The following is a 23,392-nucleotide window of genomic DNA, read 5'->3' as shown; positions in this document are numbered from 1 at the left end:
AACAATGAAGATCAACGCGCTGACCCTGGCCGTGGCGGCCACGCTGTTTACCACGCCACTGTGGGCCGACACGCCGAAAAGCGGCGGCGATGTGGTGGTCACCTACCAGAACGATGTGGCGACCCTGGACCCGGCCATCGGCTACGACTGGCAGAACTGGTCGATGATCAAAAGCCTGTTCGGCCGCCTGATGGACTACAAGCCCGGCACCACCGAACTGGTGAAAAGCCTGGCCGAGGACTACAGCATTTCCCCGGACGGGCTGGTGTACAGCTTCACCCTGGTCAAGGGCGTGAAATTCCAGAACGGCCGTGATCTGGTCGCCAATGACGTGAAGTACTCCCTGGAGCGCACCGTCAACCCGAAAACCCAGAGCCCGGGCGCCGGTTTCTTCAGCTCCATTGTCGGTTACGACGACGTGACCGGCGGCAAAAGCACGACCCTCAGCGGCATCAAGGTGGTCGACGACCAGCACCTGACCATCACGCTGAGCGCACCGAACGCGACCTTCCTGCACATCATGGCGATCAACTTCGCCTCGGTCGTGCCCAAAGAAGCGGTCGAGCAATGGGGCGCCGACTTCGGCAAGCACCCGGTGGGCAGCGGCGCGTTCAGCCTGGCCGAGTGGAAACTGGGGCAGAAACTGGAACTGGTGAAGAACCCCAATTACTTCCAGAAGGGCCTGCCCTACGTCGACAAGATCACCTTCGAGATCGGCCAGGACCCGACGGTCGCGCTGCTGCGCCTGAACAAGGGCGAAGTGGACATTGCCGGCGACGGCGTGCCCCCCGCGCAATTCCTGCAGTTCAAGAACGACCCGGCGTCCAGGCAGTTGCTGGTCACCGGCAACCAGTTGCAGACCGGCTACGTGACGCTGAAAACCACCCTGCCGCCGTTCGACAACCTCAAGGTGCGCCAAGCCATCAACATGGCCATCAGCAAGGAACGCATCGTGCGCATCATCAATGGTCGTGCGGTACCGGCGAACCAACCGTTGCCGCCGGCGATGCCCGGTTATGACACCCAATACAAGGGCCTGCCCTACGACGTCGAAGGCGCGAAAAAACTGCTGGCCGACGCCGGTCTGGCCAAAGGTTTCGACACCGACCTGTACGTGATGAACACCGACCCGCAACCGCGCATCGCCCAGTCGATCCAGCAAGACCTGGCCAAGGTCGGCATCCGCGTGCAGATCAAGTCACTGGCCCAGGCCAACGTGATTGCCGCCGGCAGCTCCAGGGACCAGGCGCCGATGGTGTGGTCAGGCGGCATGGCCTGGATCGCCGACTTCCCGGATCCGTCGAACTTCTACGGCCCGATTCTCGGTTGCACCGGCGCGGTCGAAGGCGGCTGGAACTGGTCGTTGTACTGCAACAAGGCGCTGGATGAACGCGCCGCCAAAGCCGATGCCATGGCCCGTCCGGAACAACAGGCCGAACGCACCGAGGCCTGGAAGAAGATCTTCATCGATGCCATGGCCGATGCGCCGTGGGTGCCGATCTTCAACGAGCAACGCTTCACCGTGCGCTCCAAGCGCATGGGCGGCGACGACGCGCTGTACGTCGATCCGGTCCACGTGCCGGTCAACTATGACTCCATCTGGGTGAAGTGATTTCCCTTGGCCTGTCCCCCGGCAATCTCGCTGGAACAGGCCATTGCGCCTGACCCCTTAGCCACGAGGACCGCACCCATGTGCCAGAACTGCCTGGTCAAGACCATTCACAGCGTCAACAGCCACTTTGGCTGGGACCACCGCTTTACCCCGGTCGAGCGCGTCGCGCCCGGCACCACTTTGCAAATGAACTGCCGGGATTCGTCCAACGGCTATTTCACCGCGCAGTCCCAGGCTGCGGACGTCAGCGTCATGCCCTTCGACCAGATCAACCCGGTCACCGGACCGATCTACGTCGAGGGTGCCGAGCCTGGCGACATCCTGAAAATCACCCTGGACAGCTTCAAGCCCGGTGGCTTCGGCTGGACCGCCAACATCCCCGGCTTCGGCCTCCTTGCCGATCAGTTTCAGGCGCCGGCGTTGGCGCTCTGGCACTACGACACGCAGACCCTCGCCCCCGCCGCCTTTGGTGATTTCGCCAAGGTGCCGCTCAAGCCGTTCGCCGGGACGGTGGGCGTGGCGCCGGCCGAAGCCGGGCTGCATTCCATCGTGCCGCCGCGTCGGGTCGGCGGCAATCTGGACATCCGCGACCTGGCGGCAGGGAGCATCTTGTACCTCCCGGTGGAAGTCGCCGGCGCGTTGTTTTCCATCGGTGATACCCACGCGGCCCAAGGCGATGGCGAGGTCTGCGGCACCGCCATCGAGAGCGCCATGGACGTGGTGGTCACGCTCGACCTGATCAAGCAAACGCCCTTGGCCACGCCGCGTTTCAGCACGCCGGGACCGGTGACCAGCCACCTGGACAGCGCCGGCTACGAAGCCTTCACCGGCATCGGCCCGGACCTGATGCAGGCCGCCCGCCAGGCCGTGGCCAACACCATCGACTGGTTGTGCCGCGAGCACCGCATGCCGGCGGAACAGGCGTACATGCTGTGCTCGGTGTGCGGCGATCTGCGCATCAGCGAAATCGTCGACCTGCCGAACTGGGTGGTGTCGTTCTACTTTCCGAAAGTGGTGTTCCAGTGAAGCCAGACGATCAGCCGAGTCTGTCGGTGGAGCGGCTGAGCATCGACGTCGGTGGCGGCGCGTCACGGCGGCGGGTGGTCGATGAGTTGAGTTTCGCCCTGTACCCGCGCCGCACTCTTTGTATCGCCGGTGAATCGGGCAGTGGCAAATCGCTGTCGTCCCTGGCGATCATGGGCCTGCTGCCCAAGGCGGCCAGCGTTCCCGGTGGCGCGATCCTGTTCGACAACCGCGACCTGCTGAGCCTGCCGGAACGGGACCTGCAAAGCCTGCGTGGCAAGCGCATCGGCATGATTTTTCAGGAGCCGATGACGTCGTTGAACCCGCTGCTGACCGTCGGCCAGCAACTGGCGGAAACCCTGCGCCGGCATGAGGCGTTGAGTCGCAGTGAGATTCACCAGCGTTGCCGGGCCATGCTTGACGCCGTACGCATGCCCCAGGTCGACAAGCGCCTGACCCAGTACCCCCACGAGTTATCCGGCGGCATGCGCCAGCGGGTGATGATCGCCATGGCGATGCTCTGCCAGCCGGAAATCCTCATCGCCGACGAGCCGACCACCGCACTGGATGTGACCATTCAGGCGCAGATCCTTGAGCTGATGCGCGAGTTGCAGCAGCAGTTCGCGACCAGCCTTTTACTCATCACCCACGACATGGGCGTGGTCGCCGAGATGGCCGATGAAGTGGTGGTGATGAACCAGGGCCGCATGGAAGAGCGCGGTTCGTTGCATCAGGTCTTCACCGACGCGCAAGCGCCCTACACGCGCAAATTGCTGGCCGCGGTGCCGGTGCTGGGCAGTGCGCCGCCGCCTGATGTCATGACGGAACAGCCGGTAGTGCTCGCGGTTCAGGACCTCAGCGTGCGCTTCCCCTTGCGCCACGGCTGGTTCGAAACCCCGCGCACCGTGCATGCGGTCGAGGGCGTGAGTTTCGAGCTGCGTCAGGGCGAAACCCTGGGGCTGGTGGGCGAAAGCGGCTGCGGCAAGTCCACCACCGGCAAGGCCTTGATGAACATGCTCAGCTATCAGGGCAGCGTGAAATTGCTGGGGCAGGAACTCAACGGTTTGCAGGGTGACGCATTGCAGCGGGTGCGCCGCGACGTGCAGATGGTGTTTCAGGACCCGTACGCTGCGCTCAATCCGCGCAAGACCGTCTTCGATCTGGTGGGCGAGCCGCTGCTGATTCACGACAAGATGCCCGAACCCCGGCGGCGCGAGCGTGTGGCGCAATTGCTGCAGCAGGTCGATCTGCCACGGGACGCCCTTCAACGCTATCCCCATCAGTTTTCCGGCGGGCAACGCCAGCGGATCTGCATCGCCCGGGCGCTGGCGCTGAACCCCAAAGTCATCATCGCGGACGAATCGGTGTCGGCGCTGGACGTGTCGGTTCAGGCGCAAGTGCTGGCGCTGCTGGAACGGCTGCGTGCCGAGCATGGGCTGAGCTACCTGTTCATTTCCCACGACATGGCCGTGGTCGAACGCATCTGCCACCGCGTGGCGGTGATGTACGGCGGCCGCATCGTCGAAATCGGCGCCCGCGACCAGGTGCTGCACAATCCGCAACACCCTTATACCCGCCGCCTGCTCGCTGCAGTGCCGGTGCCGGAAGTGGGCCGGCGCCGGGATTTCAAGAGCCTGCTCAAAGAGCTGGAACGGCCTGACCCGATCAAGGCAGCGGATTTTGTCGCACCGGCACAGCGGTTTTCGGCGGTGGCGGCGGATCACTGGGTGGCGGTGGAGTGATGATGGCAGTGACCGCTTAACGCTTTTCAGCCGACCACGGCAGCATGCGGCCCAGGGTCTTGTCGCGGACCATGCCGGGGCGCTCGCTGAGTGGGGGAATGTTTCTTGATGCCGCGAACCTTGAGGCCCCTGTCTTAAGGCAGTCTGAAGACGTCGCAAAGATCAGCAGGAAAGCCAGGCCAGGCAAATTTCTCACCTTCAGACTTCGTTAAGAATCGACCCAGATACTCCACCCCATCACCACTGGGGAGGAGCCACACCCATGCAGGGTCTGGACTGGAATAACCGATTACCACCGAACTCAATGCCGTCCAGCGCGCTGCCTCTGGATTTCCTGCCTATGGAATTCGGCGCGGCGCAATCACCGGCACTCTCGCTCAATCGTGCGCTGTCTCAGGAGCCACTGCGCGACGCCTACGAGACGTTCATCCAGCATCGCTTCCGCCAGGCGCACAACGCCGAGATCCGTAGCTTCATGCCGGAGTTGTTCGGACTCCACGACAACACCGGCACGCTCTGTGCCGTGGCCGGCGTGCGGGTGGCGACCTCCGGGCCGCTGTTCCTGGAGCACTATCTCGACCAGCCCGTCGAGCACATGATCGAAGCCCGTGCCGGCCGGCCGGTGGACCGTCAGGGCATCGTCGAAGTGGGCAACCTCGCCGCCAGCAACCTGGGCAGCGCGCGGCTGAGCATCATCGCCGTGACCTGGCTGCTCGCCATGAGCGGCCTGGAATGGGTGGCCTTCACCGGCAACGCCGGACTGGTGAACAGCTTCAATCGCCTCGGCCTGCGCCCCCTCACGCTGTGCCTCGCCGACCCTCTGCGCTTGGGTGAAGACCGGCACGCCTGGGGCAATTACTACGACTCTCAACCCAGCGTGCACGTCGGCGACATCCGCTCCGGGTTCCTGCACTTGAGCAGCAGCGGCGTGTTTGAACGCTTCGGGTTGCCCCTGACCCTGGAGGACAGCTGCCATGTCGCCTGAACTGAGCAGATTCCGCCAACGCATCGCTGATCTCGCCGCCGGGCAGCCCGATGCGTGTGCGCTGTGGGGCGACGACCTGAAACTGAGTTATGCCGAGCTGGATGCCGAAATCAATCTGCGCCAGGAGAGGCTCAAGGACCTGGACGCAAGGGTCGTGGCCCTCGCCCTGGAGAATGGCCCGGACCTGTTGATCTGGGACCTGGCGATTCTGTTCGCAGGACTGGCCTGTGTGACGCTGCCGCCGTTCTTCAGCGCAGCCCAGCGCCGTCATTGCCTGGAGCAGAGCCAGGCTGACGTGGTCATTGCCGACGACGAGTACGCCAGTGAACTCGCCTCCTCGGCATTCCGTCATGAGGAGGGGTTCTGGCTGCGCACGAACCGTCAGCCGTCGCCCCTGCCCGAGGGCACAGCAAAGCTCACGTTTACCTCTGGCACGACCGGCACCCCCAAAGGCGTCTGCCTGGACGCCACCAGCGTGCTGACGGTGGCCATGGAGGTGCAGCGCGCCAGCGAGTCTCGCCAGCCCGCCCACCACCTTTCATTCTTGCCTCTGGCCATTCTGCTGGAAAACGTCGGCTGCTATGCCGCGCTTTACGCCGGGGCGATGCTGAGCCTGCCAAGCCAGCGAACCCTGGGCATTCAAGGGGCCAGCGGTGTGGAATTGCCGCGTCTGCTGTCGACGCTGGCGGTGCGACAGCCCCACAGCATGATCCTTGTCCCGCAGCTATTGCTGTTGCTGGTCAGCGCCTGCGAGATGGGCGCGTTTAACCCGGCAGCGCTGCGTTTCATCGCGGTGGGCGGCGCCAAAGTCACCCACGAACTGTTGCTGCGCGCCGAAGCCCTTGGCATTCCGGTGTACGAAGGCTACGGCCTGTCGGAGTGCGCGTCGGTCGTGGCCCTCAACCGCCCGGACGCCCACCATCCCGGCAGCGTTGGCAGACCCCTGCCCCATGTGCAGATACGCCTGGCCGAAGACGGCGAGGTCCTGATTCGCGGGTCGCGGATGCTGGGCTATCTCGGCGAGGCAGAACCCACACCGGAGTGGTGGCCGAGCGGTGATCTTGGTGAGTTTGACGCCAACGGTTACCTCTACCTTCACGGCCGCAAGAAGCATCAGTTCGTGACCAGCTACGGTCGCAACGTCAACCCTGAGTGGGTCGAGGCGGAGCTGACCCAACGCGGTCGGATCGCCCAGGCGTTTGTCTACGGCGAAGCCCTGTCACGCAATCATGCGTTGCTGTGGCCGCTGCGCCCCGACACCACCGACCTGCAGATCAAACAGGCTGTCGAGCAGGCCAACCAGGCACTGCCGGACTACGCACGCGTCCACAGCTGGACCCGTCTCGATCAGCCCTTCACCACCGCCAATGACATGGCCACCGCCAACGGCCGACCCCGGCGCGACACCATTCTGGCGAACTACCGACATCTTTTCACCGAGCCCACGCGAGCAAAGGATCTTCAATCATGAGTTTTTTCCAAACGCTGCAAGACGCTACCCGCACCGAGCGCGAGACCCTGTTCAACCTGCCCGTCATTCATCAGGCGCTGCACGGTGAAGTCTCGCTGGAGAACTATCGCGCTTTCCTGACCCAGGCCTACTACCACGTGCGGCATACCGTGCCATTGATGATGGCCTGTGGCGCGCGGCTGCCTTCCCGGCTGGAATGGCTGCGGGGCGCGGTGTGCGAGTACATCGAGGACGAATACGGCCACGAGCAGTGGATCCTCAACGACCTGCGCGCCTGCGGTGGCGATGCCGATGCCGATGCCGTGCGCGAGGGTACGCCCGGTCTGCCCATCGAGCTCATGGTCGCCTACCTCTACGACCTCATCGCCCGGGGCAACCCGGTGGGACTGTTCGGCATGGTCAACGTGCTGGAAGGCACCAGCATCGCCCTGGCGACCCATGCCGCCGGCAGCATTCAGCAGCGCCTGGCACTGCCGGCCACTGCATTCAGCTACCTGAGTTCCCATGGCAGCCTCGATATCGGCCACATGGAGACCTATCGCACGCTGATGGACCGCCTTGAGGATCCGGAGGATCAGGCGGCCGTGATCAAGGCCTCGAAAGTGGTCTACGGCCTGTACACCGACATGTTTCGTCAGTTACCCCTCGCCCATGCCGAACCGTTGAAGGAGCGCGACCATGCGGCTGTCTGAAGCGCGCGTGGTGCTGACCGGCGCCAGTGGCGGCATCGGCATGGCCATTGCTCAGGCGCTGTGCAGCCATGGCACCGAAGTGCTCGCCGTTTGCCGCCATCAGGAGCCGCTGTTGCCGTTGCAACAGCAGTACCCGCATCTGTTGCACTGGGTGAAGGCCGATCTGACCACCGCCGAAGGTCGTCAGCACGTGCTGATGACGGCGCAAGCGATGAGCGGGGTCAACCTGCTGATCAACGCCGCCGGCGTCAATCATTTCGCCATGCTGGAGCAGTTGCCCGGGCACGAGATCGATTCGATGCTCGACATCAACCTGAACGCGCCGATTCAGCTCACCAGCCTGCTGTTGCCGCTGCTGCGCCAGGCCAGCCGCGCCATGGTGGTGAACGTCGGCTCAACCTATGGCTCGATCGGCTATGCCGGTTACGCCACGTATTGCGCGAGCAAGTTTGCGCTGCGGGGGTTTTCCGAAGCGCTGCGCCGTGAGCTGGCGGATACGCGGGTGGGCGTGCTGTACGTCGCGCCCCGCGCTACCCGCACAACGATGAACAGTCCCGCAGCGCGCGCCCTCAACTCCGCCCTGAAAACCGCCGAGGACGATCCGCAGACAGTCGCCGCCGCGGTTGTTCGCGCCATTGTCGGCAATCAGCGCGAGCTTTACATGGGCTGGCCTGAACAGTTCTTCGTACGCCTCAACAGTCTGCTGCCTGCCGTGGTGGACCGCGGGCTGCGCAAACACCTGCCCCTCATTCGCCGCTTCAGCAGCGCCACTCACGAAAAGAGCACCAAGCCATGAAACGTCTACTCGTCGTACTGCTCGCCACCCTCGCCCTACCGGTATGGGCACTGGATGCACCGGACAAGCAACGCCTGACCGGGATTCAGCAGGAGTGGGCACGGATTCAATACCAGTTGCCGGAAGACCAGCGCGTCGCGGCATTTGAACAGTTGGCCGCCACGTCCGCCGCTTTCACCCAGCAGCGTCCCGCCGTCGCCGAGGCCTGGATATGGTCGGGCATTGTCACCAGCAGTTGGGCCGGTGCCCAGGGCGGACTGGGTGCCCTGAGCAAAGTCAAAACGGCCAAAGCCGACCTCGAGAAAGCCATGACGCTGGACCCCAATGCCTTGCAAGGCTCCGCCTACGCCAGCCTGGCTGCGCTGTACGATCGAGTGCCCGGGTGGCCCATCGGGTTCGGCGACCCGGATAAGGCCCAAGCACTCCTGGAGCAGGCGCTCAAGCTCAATCCCGACGGCATCGATCCGCTGTACTTCTGGGGCGATCATCTCTACCGCCAGGGTCACTATGCCCAGGCGAAGGACGCGCTGGAAAAAGCCTTGCTCGCCGCGCCCCGGCCCGGTCGCGAAGTGGCGGACAGTGGACGCCGTAAAGATATCCAGCTATTGCTGGTGGACGTAAACAAGAAACTGAAATGACGGAGCATTCATGCGTTTGCTGCTGGTTGAAGACGATGTCGCCCTCGGCGAGGGCATTCATCAGGCGTTGAGTCGCGAAGGCTACACGGTGGACTGGGTGAAAGATGGCGCCAGCGCCCTCCATGCCTTGTTGAGCGAGGTCTTCGATCTGGCCATTCTCGATCTCGGATTGCCCAGGCTGGACGGCCTGGCGGTGCTGCGGCGCCTGCGTGAAAGTGGCTCGGCGCTGCCGGTGCTGATCCTGACCGCACGGGACGCCACCGAAGACCGCATTGCCGGCCTCGACGCGGGGGCCGACGATTACCTGATAAAGCCCTTCGACCTGTCCGAACTCAAGGCCCGCCTGCGGGCGCTGTTGCGGCGCAGTGCCGGGCGCGCGCGGGTCACGATCGAGCACGCGGGCATCCGCCTGGACCCGACCACCCAGCAAGTCAGTTACAAGGATGATCCCGTCGCCCTCACCCCCAAGGAATATCAGCTGTTGTACGAACTGCTCTCGCCACCGGGCCGGGTGATGACCCGCGAACGCTTGATGCAGTTGCTGTACGGCTGGAACGAAGAAGCAGAGAGCAACACCCTCGAAGTGCACATCCATCACCTGCGCAAGAAGTTTTCCAGCGAGCTGATCCGCACCGTACGCGGCGTCGGCTACCTGGTGGAGGATCGCCCGTGACGTCGATCCGCCGCCGCACGCTGACCCTGATCCTTGGACTGGTGCTGATCGGCCTGCTGATCCTGACCCTGGTCAACCTCCATGACAGCAACCACGAAATCGCCGAAGTCTACGATGCCCAGCTCGCCACCAACGCCCGGTTGCTGCAGGGCGTGATGCGCATGCCCCTGGCGCGGCAGGAGCATGCGCAGTTGTACCAGGCGTTCAATCAGGCCCTGGCTCAGGCCGAACCGCGAGTCGATGGCCACCCCTACGAGAGCAAAATCGCTTTTCAGGTCTGGGACCTTCAAGGCCGGTTGCTGGTGCACACCCCCAGCGCACCGACCCTGACCCATGCGCCTCAATACACCGGCTTCAGCGACATCAATGATCTGGGCAAACATGAATGGCGCACCTTCGTGCTCAGGGATGAGCAGCATGACCTGGTGATCTGGGTCGGCGAGCGCGACGACGTGCGCTCGGACCTGGTCAACCGCATCGTCCGCCACACGGTGATCCCCAATCTGATCGGCAGCCTGCTGCTGATGGGCGCGATCTGGCTGGCCATTGGCTGGGGCCTCAAGCCGCTGGCCGATCTGGCCGCCACCCTGCGCGGTCGTCATCCGGGCTCCCTCGAACCCTTGCAACTGGCGCCCCTGCCCAGCGAGCTCGAACCCATGCAAGCGGCCCTGAACCGATTGCTCGGACAGATTCAGGAGGTGCTGAGCCGTGAACGGCGCTTCATCGCCGACGCCGCCCATGAAATGCGCACGCCGCTGGCGGTGCTGCGGGTGCATGCACAGAACGTCCTCGAAGCGCGCGACGACGCGCAGCGCAATGAGTCCCTGAGCTACCTGATCGTGGGCGTTGATCGGACGACACGCCTGGTCAATCAACTGCTGACTATCGCGCGACTGGAGCCCGGCGCGGGGCCCGTACCGACGCGCAGCGCTGACGTGGTCGCTGCCGTGCGCGACAGCCTGGTGCAGATGACGCCGTGGGTATTGAGCCGAGGGCTGGAACTGGTGTTCGAATGCGCTGAGCCGTCCCGTGAGGTGACGACCGATTTCGCTGCCATCGACATCGCGCTGCAAAACCTGTTGACCAATGCCGTCAATTTCTCGCCTGCAGGGGGGCAGGTGAGTGTGACCCTGGGCTTCGGCGAGGGCGCTTTCCGGCTCAGCGTTGCCGACGAGGGGCCTGGCATCGACGAAGCCGAGCGGGAGCGCCTGTTCGAACGCTTTTACAGCCGCGGCAATGATCAGGGCGTCGGCCTGGGCCTGACCATCGTGCAAACCATTGCGCGGCGCCTGGGCGGGGAAATCATCATGGAGAACCGCGCCGGGAAAGGCTTGCGCGCGACGCTATGTGCGCCAGCGAACAGACAGCCCTGAGAAAGCGTACTCACACTGTCGTGGTCTGAACGCATCGTTCACCAGGGCACATCAGTGCCGGCGCTCCGCTGCGCACACCGCCCAAAACGCTGCGTCCGCCGGAGTGCAAGTCATTTCAGGGAAACTAATGACGAGCACATGGACACGCACCAAACAGGCGATCTCACGGGTCAGGCTGGCGGGTCGCGCCGGGGCCCACCCGAAGCTGGCGTTCGCCTACGAGCGACTGCTGCGCGCCGAACTCTTCAACGCCGACCAGATGGCCAGCCACGGCATAGACCTGGCCACTCAGCATCAGCTCGGTGCAGTGACCACGCGGGACTTCCTGCTGGGCAGGCTGGATGACAACGAGGCATTGCTCAAGGAAAGCTGCAGCGCGTTGACTGAGGCCCAGGCCTCCGACCGCCGGATCACCCCCGCCGCCGAGTGGCTGCTCGATAATTTTTTCCTGATTGAAGATCACATCCGCACAGCCAGGTCGCACCTGCCCCAGGGTTACAGCCGTGAGTTGCCGCGCCTGAGCAATGGGCCCTCCAGCGGTTTGCCGAGGGTGTACGACATTGCCCTGGAGACCATTTCCCACGGTGATGGCCGCTTTGACGAACTGAGCCTTACGCGCTTCGTGGTGTCGTACCAGACGGTCATGCCGTTGGCGCTGGGCGAGTTGTGGGCCATCCCGATCATGCTGCGCCTGGCGTTGATCGAAAACCTGCGGCGGGTGGCCTCCCGGGTCATGGCCAACTGGGACGATCGCAACCTGGCTGATGACTGGGCCGAGCGGCTCATCGAGGTGTCCGAGCACGACGTGAAAAGCGTGGTGCTGACTGTCGCTGACATGGCCCATTCGTCCCCGCCCACGACCGCTGCTTTCGTTGCCGAGTTCGCCCGTCGGTTGCAGGGTCAGAGCGCTGCCCTGGCGCTGCCGCTCAACTGGATCGAGCAGTTGCTCGCCGAGACCGGTTCGAGCATCGAGCGGCAGGTACAATTCGATGCGCAGCAGCAGTCGGCGGATCAGATGTCCATCAGCAACAGCATCGCCAGCCTGCGCCTGCTGTCAGCGACCCCCTGGCGTGAATTCGTCGAAGGGATGAGCCATGTCGAGCAGACCCTTCAACAGGACCCGGCCGAGGTCTATCCGCGCATGGACTTCGCCACCCGCGACAGCTATCGCCACGTCATCGAACGGCTGGCCAGGCGCAGTGGACGCACTGAAATGTCCGTCGCGCAGACCGTTGTGGCGCTCTCCCGAGAACACCGGGACGCGTCAGCCGGAGACGATCTTGCCCGCCATATCGGGTATTTCCTGGTCGGCCCCGGCATTGGGGTGCTCGAGCAAAAGCTGGGCGCCCGTGTGCCCTTTCACGAACGCTGGAAACGCCTGCTGCAAAGCTCACCGCTGACGTTTTACCTGGCACCTGCCGGTGCCCTGACCATTATTTTTGCGCTGCCGCTGCTGTCTTCGGCACACCGGGACGGGCTGCCCGATCTCGCGCTCATCGCACTGGCAGTGCCCTGCCTGGTCATGACCAGTCGCCTGGCCTTCAGCCTCATCAACTGGCTGGTCACCTTCAGTCTGCTGCCCGCTATGCTGCCGAAGATGGATTACGCCAACGGGATTCCCGATGAAGCGCGCACGCTGGTCGCCATTCCGACGCTGATCGGTTCGCGCGCGGACGTCGACGACCTGGTGGAAGGCCTGGAAGTCAGGTTCCTCGCCAATCGCGACAGCAATCTTTTCTTCGCGCTGCTGACCGACTTTCTCGATGCGCCGGCCGAAGTGCAGGCAGCGGATGCAGACCTGCTCGACTATGCTGCGGCGGCGATCAACCGACTCAACGGCAAGTACGCGGACGAACTGCCCGCGCGGTTTTTCCTGTTTCACCGCCCGCGCCGCTGGAACGCCAGTGAACGCGCCTGGATGGGCCACGAGCGCAAACGCGGCAAGCTGACTGACCTCAACGCCTGGCTGCGGGGTGCGGACGACAACCGTTTTACCACCATCGTGGGCGACACCTCTGCCCTTGGCGCAGTGCGTTATGTGCTGACCCTTGATACCGACACGCTCCTGCCGGGAGAGGTTGCCCGCCAGTGCGTGGCCGCCATGATGCACCCGCTGAACCGCCCGGTGTTCGACGCGCGACGTGAGCGTGTCATTTCCGGGTACGCGCTGTTGCAACCCCAGGTCGGCATCAGCCTGACCAGCACCCCCCGCTCGATCTATTCGCGCCTGTTTGGCAGTGGCGGCGGCGTTGATCCCTACACCCGGGCGGTCTCGGACATTTACCAGGACCTGTTCAAACAAGGCTCGTTCATCGGCAAGGGCATCTACGATGTCGACGCGTTCACCAGTGCGCTGGAGGGCTGTCTGCCGGACAACCAGGTCCTCAGTCACGATTTGATCGAGGGCTGCTACGCCCGGTCGGGCCTGCTCAGCGATGTGCAGTTGTACGAGCAATACCCGTCTCGCTACAGCGTGGACGTCAAGCGACGCCATCGCTGGATTCGCGGCGACTGGCAGCTGATCCCCTGGATTCTGCCCTGGACCCTGAATACCCGCGGCCAATGGGCACGCAACCGTCTCGATGTCATGGCCCGCTGGAAGATTCTTGACAATCTGCGCCGCAGCCTTGAGCCGGCGGCAGTGTTGCTGATGCTGGCCTGGGGCTGGTTCGCCAGCAGTGAACCGCTGGCCTGGACCTTGGCGGTGGTCGGCTTGTTGGTCATGCAACCGTTGCTCAGGACCCTGACCGACGGGTTGCAACCGCCGTTGAACGTGCCTTACCGGCAATACCTGGCCGCGCTGTGCAGGAGTCTGGGGCAGGACCTCGCCCAGATCGCTGCCACCGTCGCATGGTTGCCGTTCGAGATGTATTACAGCGTGGGCGCCATTGCCCGTTCGCTCTGGCGCATCCTGTTCAGCCGTCGCCTGTTATTGCAGTGGCAACCCTCCCGGGAAGTGGAGCGCAACACGCAGAACCCGCTGCCGGGGCTCTACCGCGAAATGTGGGCAGGCCCTGCCCTCGCCCTCTGCGGGTTGGCCGGTTTGATGAATGACCCGCTGGCTCTGCTGATTGCCATGCCGTTCCTGCTCGCCTGGGCTGCCGGCCCCTGGATCGCCTGGCGCCTGAGCGCGATGCCGGAAAATGCCGTGTTCGAGCCCTCGGTGGACGCACTGCGCTTCCTGCAGGTGCTCTCGCGGCGGACGTGGGCGTTCTTCGATGACTTCGTCGGGCCCCAGGACAACTGGCTGCCCCCTGACAATGTTCAGGAGGAGCCGAAATCGGTAATCGCCCACCGGACCTCGCCGACCAACATGGGCATGGCGCTGCTCGCGCATCTGGCCGCCCACGACTTCGGTTACCTCAGCACCGACCGACTGCTGCAGCGCTTGTCCGCATCGCTGGACACCATGGACAGCCTGGAGCGGTACCAACGACATTTCTACAACTGGTATGACACGCAGACACTCAAGCCCCTGCGCCCTCAGTACATCTCCACCGTTGACAGCGGCAACCTGGCCGGGCACCTGCTGACCCTGCGCGCCGGCTTGATCCAGCTGCCCGACGCTGCGATGTTCGATGCCGCCATGCTCAAGGGCCTGCGCATCACGCTGGACACGCTGCTTGAAACGACGGACACCGCTGGCACGTTGACCGCGCTCTACCCCCTGCTCGACGAGCCCGCCGGAGCCGATGACACCGGTGCGCTGTTGACGGCGTTACAGACCGTCCGTGCCCGGGTTGCAGCCATGGCAGCCGGTGGCAGCGAAGACAGCGTGTATTGGCAAAACGCCTTGCTCGCGCAGTGTGATGACTGGCTCGCGGCCCTCGAACGTTATCGACTGCCGCCGCCTTTGGCCGGCCGCCAACCCCGTCGCCGCACACTGCGGGCGCTGTCCCGGCTGGACGAAGCTGACTGGGCTGCGGAGGATCACCCGCGCATAGCAGCAGTGCGCAGAACGGCCCTCGACGCGATCGCCCGGATCGATCGCCTGATTCTGCTGACGAGCGATCTGGCGCAGATGGACTTCTCCCTGCTCTATGACAACAAGCGCGACTTGTTCGTGATCGGCTACAACGCCGACGAGCGTCGTCTGGACACCGGTTATTACGACTTGCTGGCGTCAGAAGTGCGCCTGACCAACTTCGTGGTGATCGCACAGGGGCAGATTCCCCAACGGGCGTGGTTCACCCTCGGGCGACTGCTCGGCGACTCCGCTGGCGTACCGACCTTGATGTCCTGGTCCGGCTCGATGTTCGAATACCTGATGCCCATGCTGGTCATGCCTAACTACGACGGCAGCCTGCTTGACCAGACCTGCCGAGCGGCGGTGGCCGTGCAAATCGAACACGGCAAACGTCTGGGCATCCCGTGGGGGGTGTCGGAATCGGGCTATTACACACTGGATGCGCACTTTAATTATCAGTACCGGGCGTTCGGCGTTCAGGCCCTCGGCCTCAAGCGCGGCCTGGGCGACGACGTGGTTGTCGCGCCTTACGCCAGCGTCCTGGCCTTGATGGTGGACGCCGACGCGGCCTGCAAAAACCTGCAGCGTCTGGCCCGCAAAGGCGCCTCCGGGCGCTACGGATTCTACGAGGCCGTCGATTACACCGAAGCGCGTCTGCCGCGGGGCCAGCGTTACGCCTGGGTGCAGTCCTTCATGGCGCATCATCAGGGGATGAGCCTGCTGGCCTTGACCAGCGTGCTGCTCAACCAGCCGATGCAACGGCGGTTTGAGTCGGACCCGGCCCTGCAATCGGCCCTGCTGCTGTTGCAAGAGCGGGTGCCGAAAGTGGCTGCGCCTTACCTGCAAACCGCCCAGCAGCCCGCCGCCAGTGATACCGGCGCCGGGCAGGAGAACGACCTGAGGGTGTTTGCCAACCCGGGGCATAAGCGCCCGGCAGTGCAATTGCTCTCCAACGGCCGGTACCACGTCATGCTCAGCAGCGCCGGCGGCGGGTACAGCCGCCTCGACAACATGGCCGCCACCCGCTGGCATGAAGATGCGACCCGGGACAACTGGGGCATGTTCTGTTACTTGAGAGACGTTGCCACGGGCGCCGTCTGGTCCAGTGCCTTTCAGCCGACCTTGCACCGGGCCGAGAGCCACGAGGCTATTTTCAGCGATGCCCGCGCCGAGTTTCGCACCCGGGAACTGGGTTTCGACACCCACATGGAAATCGTCGTCTCCCCTGAAGACAACATCGAACTGCGGCGCCTGCACGTGACCAACCGCGGGGAGTCTACGAAGACGCTGGAGATCACCACCTACGCGGAAGTGGTGCTGGCGTCACCGGAAACGGACGCCATGCACCCGGCGTTCAGCAAGTTATTCGTGCAGACCGAATTGCTGTTGCCGCTGCAAGCCATCGTCTGCAGCCGTCGCCCGCGGGCCAGCGATGAACACACGCCGTGGATGTGCCACCTGCTGGCGGCCCATGGCGTTGATATCCAGGCCATCTCCTACGAGACCGACCGCGCCCGCTTCATTGGCCGAGGCCGCAGCACCCAGTCGCCGGCCGCGCTGGACCCGGACTGCGAGCAACTGTCAGGCAGCGCCGGCCCGGTTCTGGACCCGATTGTCGCCATCCGTTGCCGGATTACCCTGCAGCCCGGGCAGCAAGGCACCATCGATCTGGTCACGGGCGTGGCCGACAGCCGCGAAGACTGCCTCTCGCTGATCAACAAATACCGGGACCGACACCTGGCGGACCGGGTCTTCGATTTGTCATGGACCCACAGCCAGGTGCTGCTGCGTCAGCTCAACGTTTCCCCCGCCGACGCCCGTTTGTTTGAACAGATGGCCTCTTCCCTGATTTACGCCAACGCAGGCTTGCGCGCCGACAGCACCGTGCTGACGGCCAACCTGCGCAATCAGCAGGGCCTGTGGGGGCAGTCGATTTCAGGCGACCTTCCCATCGTGCTGTTGCAGGTCAGAAGCCTTGAGAACATCGAGCTGGTCCAGAAGATGATTCAGGCCCACGCCTACTGGCGTCAGAAAGGCCTGCTGACGGACCTCCTCATCTGGAACGAAGATCAAGTGGGTTATCGCCAGCAACTGCAGGACGCGATCATGGGACTGGTCACTTCCGGCAGCGAAGCCACGCTGGTGGATCGGCCGGGCGGCATATTCGTGCGCATGGCGCAGCAGATGTCCAACGAAGACCGCACGCTGATCCTGTCCGCCGCGCGGCTGGTGTTTTCCGAAGGCCTGGGCACCCTGGCCGAACAGGTTCACCGCCGCCGCGTCGTGCGGGTGCACGCGCCGTTTGTCGCTACCGTGGTTCATGTGCCAGCGCCATTAAAGGCCCTTGCGCCGTTGCCCGTTTCGCTGCCACTGAGCAACGCTTACGGTGCGTTCAGCCAGGACGGCGATGAGTACATCATCAACGCCCCGGCCTCCCATCCCACGCCAGCTCCTTGGGCCAACGTGATTGCCAATGCCCAGATGGGCACGGTGGTCTCGGAGTCCGGCAGTGCTTACACCTGGGCTGAAAATGCCCACGAATACCGTTTGACCCCCTGGCACAACGACCCGGTGAGCGACCCCGTCGGCGAGGTCATTTACCTGCGCGATGAAGACACCGGCCACTTCTGGTCGGCCACCCCGCAACCCGCTTCGGGCACTGGCGCTTACCGAACCCGCCACGGCTTTGGTTACACCGTGTTCGAGCACGTGGAAGACGGCATCCACAGCGAGCTCTGGGTTTACGTGGCGCTGGATGCACCGATCAAGTTCTCCAGGCTGGTGCTGCGCAATGTCTCGGGGCGAGAGCGCAACCTGACGGTGACCGGCTATGTGGAGTGGGTGCTGGGCGATCTGCGCAGCAAATCAGCCATGCACGTGGTCACCCATTCGGACCCTGCCAGCGGCGCACTGTTTGCGCGCAACGCCTGGTCGGTGGAATTCAGCGAGCGCGTGGCGTTTTTCGACACCGACACCGTCGATCACAGTGTCACGGCGGACCGTACCGAATTCATCGGACGTTGCGGCAGCCTGCGGTCGCCCGCCGCGATGCGGCACAAGGGGCTGTCGGGAAAAACCGGTGGCGGTCTGGACCCGTGCGCTGCGATACAAGTGACGGTGGCGCTCGCACACGGGCAAGGCACCGAAGTCATTTTGCGCCTGGGTGCGGAGAAAAATCCCCAGGCCGCCACCCAGTTGGCGCAACGCTACAAAGGCGTGCAGGTGGCAGCGGAGCAGTTGCAGAAAGTCAAAGACCACTGGCGTTCGGTGCTCTCGGTGGTTCAGGTGAAGACCCCGGTACCGGCCCTGGACGTGATGCTCAACGGCTGGTTGATGTACCAGGTGATCGCCTGCCGGTTTCTCGCCCGCAGCGGTTATTACCAGTCGGGTGGCGCCATCGGCTTTCGCGATCAGTTGCAAGACAGCATGGCGATGATTCATGCCGATCCGGCGGCTGCGCGGACGCATCTGTTGCTGTGCGCCAATCATCAATACGCCGAAGGCGATGTTCAGCACTGGTGGCACCCTCCCCTCAATCGAGGCGTGCGCACGGCCTGCTCCGACGATTTCCTGTGGCTCGTCGCCGCCACCAGCCGCTACGTCGAGGTCACCGGTGATCTGTCCGTGCTGGACGAACCCGCCGGCTACCTCGAAGGGCGCGCGCTGGGGCCGGGGGAAGAATCCTATTACGACCTGCCCGGTCTCTCTCCCTTGCAGGAGCCGCTGTATCGGCACTGTGTCCGCGCCATCGAGCACAGCCTGAGCCGTGGCGAACACGGTTTGCCGCTGATGGGCAGTGGCGACTGGAACGACGGCATGAATCGCGTGGGCTATCTCGGCCGGGGTGAAAGCGTCTGGCTGGGCTTCTTCGGGTGCCATGTGCTTGAGCGCTTTGCGCGGGTGGCCGAACGCCACGGCGACAGCGAATTCGCTGCACGTTGCGGTGAACAGGCGAAACAGCTGCGCGACAACCTGGAAGCGTCTGCCTGGGATGGCGCGTGGTATCGCCGCGGCTGGTTTGACGACGGGCAACCTCTGGGCTCATCAGTCAACGATGAGTGTCGGCTGGACTCCATCGCCCAGAGTTGGTCGGTGTTGTCCGGCGCCGGATCACCCGCCCGGCAGCAACGGGCGATGCAGGCGGTGGATCAGTATCTGGTCAAGCCGGACATCCGCGCGGTCCTGCTGCTCGATCCGCCGTTCGACAAAGGCCTGCAAGACCCGGGCTACATCAAGGGTTATGTGCCGGGCGTGCGCGAAAACGGTGGGCAGTACACCCATGCGGCGGTCTGGGCGGCGATGGCGTTCGCGCACTTGGGCGACACGGCCAAGGCCTGGCAATTGCTGCACATGATCAACCCGGCCGACCCCCTCAACAGCCCCAGGATCGACACGTATAAAGTCGAACCCTATGTGATGGCGGCCGATGTCTACGGCACTGCACCCCATGCGGGGCGCGGCGGCTGGACCTGGTACACCGGCTCCGCTGGCTGGATGTACCGGTTGGGCGTCGAGTCACTGCTGGGGCTTCAGCGCAGCGGCAATCTGCTGCAGCTGAACCCGTTGATGCCGGAGGACTGGCCGGGGTTCAACCTGAGTTACCGCTTTGCAGGGACGCAGTACCACTTCGAGGTGGTCCGTGGCGAGACGGCCGGCAGCTCGATGACGCTGGATGCCACGCCGGTGGACGGAATGACACTGACGCTGGTGGACGATGGCGTGGAGCGCTGGGTTCGCATCCAGTGCGGCGGTTCGCAGCCGGCAGCCCCCAAGCCGGTGGATTACGCGAAAGCGGCCGATGATTGACCTCCAGCGCCGGCGCTGCACTGGAGTACTCTCCGTTGGTCGTCCCCACTCCTGGAGCTCCACCATGTACACCGCGCCGCAGCCCGTCGACAACCACCTGCTTGCTGCGCTGGCCGATGAAGAACTCGTGCGTCTGGCGCCGCACATGGAGTGGGTGCAATTGGTATTGGGTGAGGTGCTGTATGAGCCCGGGGACATTTTGCGTCAGGTGTACTTTCCCACCGACTCGATCGTGTCCCTGCTGCAGGTTACCGAAAGCGGCGCCTCCGCAGAGATCGCCGTGGTCGGCAACGAAGGGCTTGTCGGCATTGCCGTGTTCATGGGTGGCGAGAGCACGTCCAGCCGCGCGGTGGTGCAGAGTGCCGGAGGCGCCTTCCGCCTGCCCGGCCATAAACTCAAGGAAGAATTCGATCGTCACGGCGAGCTGTTGCTGCTCATGCTGCGCTACACCCAGGCCTTGATTGCGCAAATGTCACAGACCGGTCTGTGCAATCGTCACCATTCGATCGACCAGCAATTGTGCCGCTGGTTGCTGTTGTCGCTGGATCGACTGCAAGGCAATCAGCTGACCATGACCCAGGAACTGATGGCCAACATGCTCGGTGTGCGCAGAGAAGGCGTGACCGAAGCGGCGGGCAAGCTGCAGCGCCAAGGCGTGATCGAATACACTCGGGGCCAGATCAAGGTCCTTGACCGCCCGCGACTGGAACGGTTGAGCTGCGAATGCTATTCAGTGGTGAAGGCCGAGTCCGACCGCTTGCTGAGCTATACCCGACGACGTGAGTGATCAGGTCATTATCAGGGTCTTGAAGGCTCAAGGCGGTGATTGCACGGATCGGATGAAAACGGCGTCAGGAACTTCAGCAGCCACGGGACCCTTTGATGGCGATCAGATACATCCGCAGCCTGACCGGCCGAAGACGCACACCGGACGCTAACCGCCACCTCGGGTTTGTCCTGGCCTTTGTGGCCGGCGCCATCAACGCCGGGGGCTTTCTGGCGGTTCAGCAGTACACCTCGCACATGACCGGCATCGTTTCGTCCATGGCCGATAACGCGGTGCTGGGTGCGTACGACCTGCTGCTGCGCGGGGGCAGCGCCCTCTTGTCTTTCATGGCAGGCGCCGCCTGTTCGGCCATCATGGTCAATTATTCCCGCCGCAGACGCCTGCACAGCGCGTTCGCCTTGCCCCTGTTGTTCGAGGCGTTTTTACTACTCTGCTTCGGCTTTCTGGGCCCCAGGCTGGCGGCCGTGGACGGATTGGTCGTGTCCCTCACGGTCATGCTGCTGTGTTTCATCATGGGCCTGCAAAACGCCTTGATCACCAAGGTTTCCAAGGCTGAAATCAGAACCACGCACATCACCGGCATCGTCACCGACATCGGTATTGAACTCGGCAAGCTCGTCTACTGGAACGGCGCTACACCGCCCGGGCAACCGCGAGTGGTCGCGAACCGCGGGCGGCTGAAGCTGTTGACTGCTCTGGCATTGAGTTTCTTCACCGGCGGTGTGGTGGGTGCGTACGGGTTCAAACACGTGGGGTACACCGCGACCGTACCGCTTTCGCTGGTCCTCGGCATGCTGGCGGTCGTGCCTGCCCTGGACGATGTGCGGCGGTATTTCCGGCGTGCGTGTCGGGGGTGATCCATCGTTGATCCGTGCGCGAGTCAACCCTTGCATAGGTATAGGGGGTACCCCTATGCTGCATCCCGTCTAGCCAGGGGTGTATCCGATGGGTCATGTCGCAGCCAACAAAAACGATCTTCTCAAGCGTGTCAAACGCATCGCCGGACAACTCCAGGCCGTCGAACGGGCGTTGGAGTCGGACCTCGACTGCGCCAAGACGCTGCACCTTGTCGCCGCCACTCGCGGGGCCATCAACGGCCTGATGGAGGAGATCATTGAAGACCACGCGCGCGCGCACGTGGCGGATCCTGGTCTCAGCGAAGCCGAGCGCAACCAAGGTGTCGAAGAGCTGCTTGAAGCCATTCGTCGTTATTCCAAGTGAACACATCCAGGCGCCCGCTTATGCAAAGTCCGAACATCAACTACCTGCACGACCACGTCTTCCTGGGCTCGGCGCACGATGAGAACGCCAGGCGTACGCTGTGGGTGGTGGCGCTGACGGTGGTGATGATGGTCGGTGAAATCACCGCCGGGTATGTCACCGGCTCGATGGCGCTGCTGGCCGATGGTTTTCACATGGCGACGCATGCCGGTGCATTGGGCATCGCCGCGGCCGCCTATGCTTACGCCAAACGCAACGCTTCCAGCCAGCGCTTCAGTTTCGGCACAGGAAAGGTAGGGGATCTGGGCGGCTTCGCGTCGGCACTTATTCTCGGCATGGTTTCCCTGGGGATCGGCGTTGAATCCGTCATGCGCCTCTTGCAGCCCACCGATGTTCAGTTTGGCACCGCTACCCTCATCGCGATTGCCGGGTTGATCGTCAACATCGTCAGCGCCCTGTTGCTGGGCCACGGGCACAGCCATGGACACGATCATGACCATCACCATGATGATCACGGCCATCCCCATGCCCCTCATGGCAACGACAACAACTTGAAATCGGCCTATGTCCACGTCCTCGCGGACGCGCTGACCTCGGTGCTGGCCATCGCTGCATTGCTCGCCGGTCGTTATCTGGGCTGGGTATGGCTGGACCCGGCCATGGGCATCGTTGGCGCCCTCGTTATCGCGCGGTGGGCCTGGACTTTGATGGGCGTCACCGCAGGCGTATTGCTCGATCAGACTGACGCACACGTTGCCGAGGAGATCCGCCAGTTGGTTGAAGAACCGGGAGACGCCACCATCACCGACTTGCACGTCTGGCGGGTCGGCCCCCAAGCCCATGCGGCCATCGTCAGCGTCCTTGGCGCCGCCACTGCGGACGCCGACACCATCCGTGAACGTCTCCAGCCGGTCCATGAAATCAGGCACCTGACGGTCGAATTTCGACCGGCCTGATTGAGCGCTTCTGCCCTGCCCCAGAGGAAATTGCCATGCCACCCGGCAAACGTGAACTGGCGCGAATCGAACGCCGGTTAATCGCCACGCTGACCGAAGCGTGCGAAACAGCAAAAAGTGAAATCAAAGGCTTCACCTGGCTGACCCACACGGCTGACCTGAACGCGTTGGCTGACACCCTGAAGGTGATCTGGGTGTTCGAAACGCGGGCGGACAAACAGCGCGCTCAGCTTGAAGCGAAGGCGCGCATTTTTGAGCTGACGGCCATTGCGTTGAATGAAGCCTGCATCGACCTGAAACTCTCGGATCGCAATGTTCGCCTTGACTCCGAAGAGGAATGCCAGCGCGCTCATGAGGGCAACTGGCAAAAGCGACTTGGTCAAGGGTGACTGACGATGGCCAAAGAAATTGAAAACCCATGCATCGCGGTGTGCCAGCTCAGGGGTGATCTGTGTGTGAGTTGTGGCCGGACGAAGGACGACATCAGAAAGTGGAAACGCATGAAGCGGCCTGAAAAAATGGCGGCGGTGCAAAGGGCGAGTATGCGTTTGAAGGCGCTGAAATAGGCCTGTGGAGGGTCGTTCGCCATGAGGCGGCGCCGTAGGTAGGCCAGATGTTCCAAGCCAGGTTTGTATTGGTCACCGGTATAT

Annotated in this window: 17 protein-coding genes; all 17 read left to right on the top strand. The window is 63.6% G+C overall.

Going from position 1 to position 23,392, the window contains the following annotated elements; genetic code table 11:
- Positions 1-4 precede the first annotated feature (4 nt).
- Positions 5-1,612, top strand: a complete 1,608-nt coding sequence (locus SLW74_RS11300; RefSeq protein WP_410928906.1) for an ABC transporter substrate-binding protein — start codon at positions 5-7, stop codon at positions 1,610-1,612.
- 78 nt (positions 1,613-1,690) lie between these two features.
- Positions 1,691-2,638 carry an acetamidase/formamidase family protein gene (locus SLW74_RS11295; protein ID WP_065988861.1) on the top strand — a complete coding sequence of 316 codons (948 nt, stop codon included), beginning with the start codon at positions 1,691-1,693 and terminating at the stop codon, positions 2,636-2,638.
- Positions 2,635-4,377: an ABC transporter ATP-binding protein gene (locus SLW74_RS11290; protein WP_410928905.1), complete on the top strand. Its 1,743-nt coding sequence runs from the start codon at positions 2,635-2,637 to the stop codon at positions 4,375-4,377. Before SLW74_RS11295 ends, SLW74_RS11290 begins: the two co-directional genes overlap by 4 nt.
- Positions 4,378-4,639: 262 nt before the next feature.
- Positions 4,640-5,362 carry a thermostable hemolysin gene (locus SLW74_RS11285; RefSeq protein WP_410928904.1) on the top strand — a complete coding sequence of 241 codons (723 nt, stop codon included), beginning with the start codon at positions 4,640-4,642 and terminating at the stop codon, positions 5,360-5,362.
- Complete coding sequence (locus tag SLW74_RS11280) at positions 5,352-6,833, top strand: AMP-binding protein (protein ID WP_410928903.1); 1,482 nt, start codon at positions 5,352-5,354, stop codon at positions 6,831-6,833. The genes SLW74_RS11285 and SLW74_RS11280 overlap by 11 nt, the downstream gene beginning before the upstream one ends.
- Positions 6,830-7,525: a TenA family transcriptional regulator gene (locus SLW74_RS11275; RefSeq protein ID WP_410928902.1), complete on the top strand. Its 696-nt coding sequence runs from the start codon at positions 6,830-6,832 to the stop codon at positions 7,523-7,525. The genes SLW74_RS11280 and SLW74_RS11275 overlap by 4 nt, the downstream gene beginning before the upstream one ends.
- Positions 7,512-8,321 carry an SDR family oxidoreductase gene (locus tag SLW74_RS11270; protein WP_410928901.1) on the top strand — a complete coding sequence of 270 codons (810 nt, stop codon included), beginning with the start codon at positions 7,512-7,514 and terminating at the stop codon, positions 8,319-8,321. The genes SLW74_RS11275 and SLW74_RS11270 overlap by 14 nt, the downstream gene beginning before the upstream one ends.
- Positions 8,318-8,959: a tetratricopeptide repeat protein gene (locus tag SLW74_RS11265; RefSeq protein WP_410928900.1), complete on the top strand. Its 642-nt coding sequence runs from the start codon at positions 8,318-8,320 to the stop codon at positions 8,957-8,959. The genes SLW74_RS11270 and SLW74_RS11265 overlap by 4 nt, the downstream gene beginning before the upstream one ends.
- Positions 8,960-8,969: 10 nt before the next feature.
- The gene (locus SLW74_RS11260; protein ID WP_065988854.1) at positions 8,970-9,632 is read left to right on the top strand and encodes a response regulator; all 663 of its coding nucleotides are present in this window, start codon (positions 8,970-8,972) and stop codon (positions 9,630-9,632) included.
- A complete protein-coding gene (locus tag SLW74_RS11255; RefSeq protein ID WP_410928899.1) occupies positions 9,629-11,005 on the top strand; it encodes an ATP-binding protein in 1,377 nt (458 codons plus the stop codon). Before SLW74_RS11260 ends, SLW74_RS11255 begins: the two co-directional genes overlap by 4 nt.
- 127 nt (positions 11,006-11,132) lie before the next feature.
- Positions 11,133-19,778, top strand: coding sequence for a GH36-type glycosyl hydrolase domain-containing protein (locus SLW74_RS11250; RefSeq protein ID WP_410928898.1), 8,646 nt, complete (start codon positions 11,133-11,135; stop codon positions 19,776-19,778).
- A 64-nt stretch (positions 19,779-19,842) separates the two neighbouring features.
- Positions 19,843-20,565 carry a Crp/Fnr family transcriptional regulator gene (locus SLW74_RS11245; RefSeq protein ID WP_192130315.1) on the top strand — a complete coding sequence of 241 codons (723 nt, stop codon included), beginning with the start codon at positions 19,843-19,845 and terminating at the stop codon, positions 20,563-20,565.
- A gap of 95 nt (positions 20,566-20,660) precedes the next feature.
- A complete protein-coding gene (locus SLW74_RS11240; RefSeq protein WP_192130314.1) occupies positions 20,661-21,422 on the top strand; it encodes a YoaK family protein in 762 nt (253 codons plus the stop codon).
- A gap of 88 nt (positions 21,423-21,510) precedes the next feature.
- Positions 21,511-21,786, top strand: a complete 276-nt coding sequence (locus tag SLW74_RS11235) for a metal/formaldehyde-sensitive transcriptional repressor (protein WP_192130313.1) — start codon at positions 21,511-21,513, stop codon at positions 21,784-21,786.
- Positions 21,787-21,806: 20 nt separating this feature from the next.
- Positions 21,807-22,742: a CDF family Co(II)/Ni(II) efflux transporter DmeF gene (dmeF, locus tag SLW74_RS11230; RefSeq protein ID WP_065988848.1), complete on the top strand. Its 936-nt coding sequence runs from the start codon at positions 21,807-21,809 to the stop codon at positions 22,740-22,742.
- A gap of 35 nt (positions 22,743-22,777) precedes the next feature.
- Positions 22,778-23,131 carry a hypothetical protein gene (locus SLW74_RS11225; protein ID WP_065988847.1) on the top strand — a complete coding sequence of 118 codons (354 nt, stop codon included), beginning with the start codon at positions 22,778-22,780 and terminating at the stop codon, positions 23,129-23,131.
- A gap of 6 nt (positions 23,132-23,137) precedes the next feature.
- Positions 23,138-23,308 carry a DUF1289 domain-containing protein gene (locus tag SLW74_RS11220; protein ID WP_410928897.1) on the top strand — a complete coding sequence of 57 codons (171 nt, stop codon included), beginning with the start codon at positions 23,138-23,140 and terminating at the stop codon, positions 23,306-23,308.
- The last annotated feature ends 84 nt before the right edge of the window (positions 23,309-23,392 follow it).

The organism is Pseudomonas sp. W5-36, assembly GCF_046540455.1.
Lineage (GTDB): Bacteria > Pseudomonadota > Gammaproteobacteria > Pseudomonadales > Pseudomonadaceae > Aquipseudomonas > Aquipseudomonas graminis_B.
This window is presented reverse-complemented; position numbering and strand designations above follow the sequence as displayed.

What these genes read in the sequence shown, in the direction of transcription:
- SLW74_RS11265 (WP_410928900.1), top strand. Translation starts at nt 8,318, where the DNA reads ATGAAACGTCTACTCGTCGTACTGCTCGCCACCCTCGCCCTACCGGTA.
- SLW74_RS11300 (WP_410928906.1), top strand. Translation starts at nt 5, where the DNA reads ATGAAGATCAACGCGCTGACCCTGGCCGTGGCGGCCACGCTGTTTACC.
- dmeF (WP_065988848.1), top strand. Translation starts at nt 21,807, where the DNA reads ATGCAAAGTCCGAACATCAACTACCTGCACGACCACGTCTTCCTGGGC.
- SLW74_RS11275 (WP_410928902.1), top strand. Translation starts at nt 6,830, where the DNA reads ATGAGTTTTTTCCAAACGCTGCAAGACGCTACCCGCACCGAGCGCGAG.
- SLW74_RS11250 (WP_410928898.1), top strand. Translation starts at nt 11,133, where the DNA reads ATGACGAGCACATGGACACGCACCAAACAGGCGATCTCACGGGTCAGG.
- SLW74_RS11295 (WP_065988861.1), top strand. Translation starts at nt 1,691, where the DNA reads ATGTGCCAGAACTGCCTGGTCAAGACCATTCACAGCGTCAACAGCCAC.
- SLW74_RS11270 (WP_410928901.1), top strand. Translation starts at nt 7,512, where the DNA reads ATGCGGCTGTCTGAAGCGCGCGTGGTGCTGACCGGCGCCAGTGGCGGC.
- SLW74_RS11285 (WP_410928904.1), top strand. Translation starts at nt 4,640, where the DNA reads ATGCAGGGTCTGGACTGGAATAACCGATTACCACCGAACTCAATGCCG.
- SLW74_RS11220 (WP_410928897.1), top strand. Translation starts at nt 23,138, where the DNA reads ATGGCCAAAGAAATTGAAAACCCATGCATCGCGGTGTGCCAGCTCAGG.
- SLW74_RS11260 (WP_065988854.1), top strand. Translation starts at nt 8,970, where the DNA reads ATGCGTTTGCTGCTGGTTGAAGACGATGTCGCCCTCGGCGAGGGCATT.
- SLW74_RS11235 (WP_192130313.1), top strand. Translation starts at nt 21,511, where the DNA reads ATGGGTCATGTCGCAGCCAACAAAAACGATCTTCTCAAGCGTGTCAAA.
- SLW74_RS11225 (WP_065988847.1), top strand. Translation starts at nt 22,778, where the DNA reads ATGCCACCCGGCAAACGTGAACTGGCGCGAATCGAACGCCGGTTAATC.
- SLW74_RS11245 (WP_192130315.1), top strand. Translation starts at nt 19,843, where the DNA reads ATGTACACCGCGCCGCAGCCCGTCGACAACCACCTGCTTGCTGCGCTG.
- SLW74_RS11280 (WP_410928903.1), top strand. Translation starts at nt 5,352, where the DNA reads ATGTCGCCTGAACTGAGCAGATTCCGCCAACGCATCGCTGATCTCGCC.
- SLW74_RS11240 (WP_192130314.1), top strand. Translation starts at nt 20,661, where the DNA reads ATGGCGATCAGATACATCCGCAGCCTGACCGGCCGAAGACGCACACCG.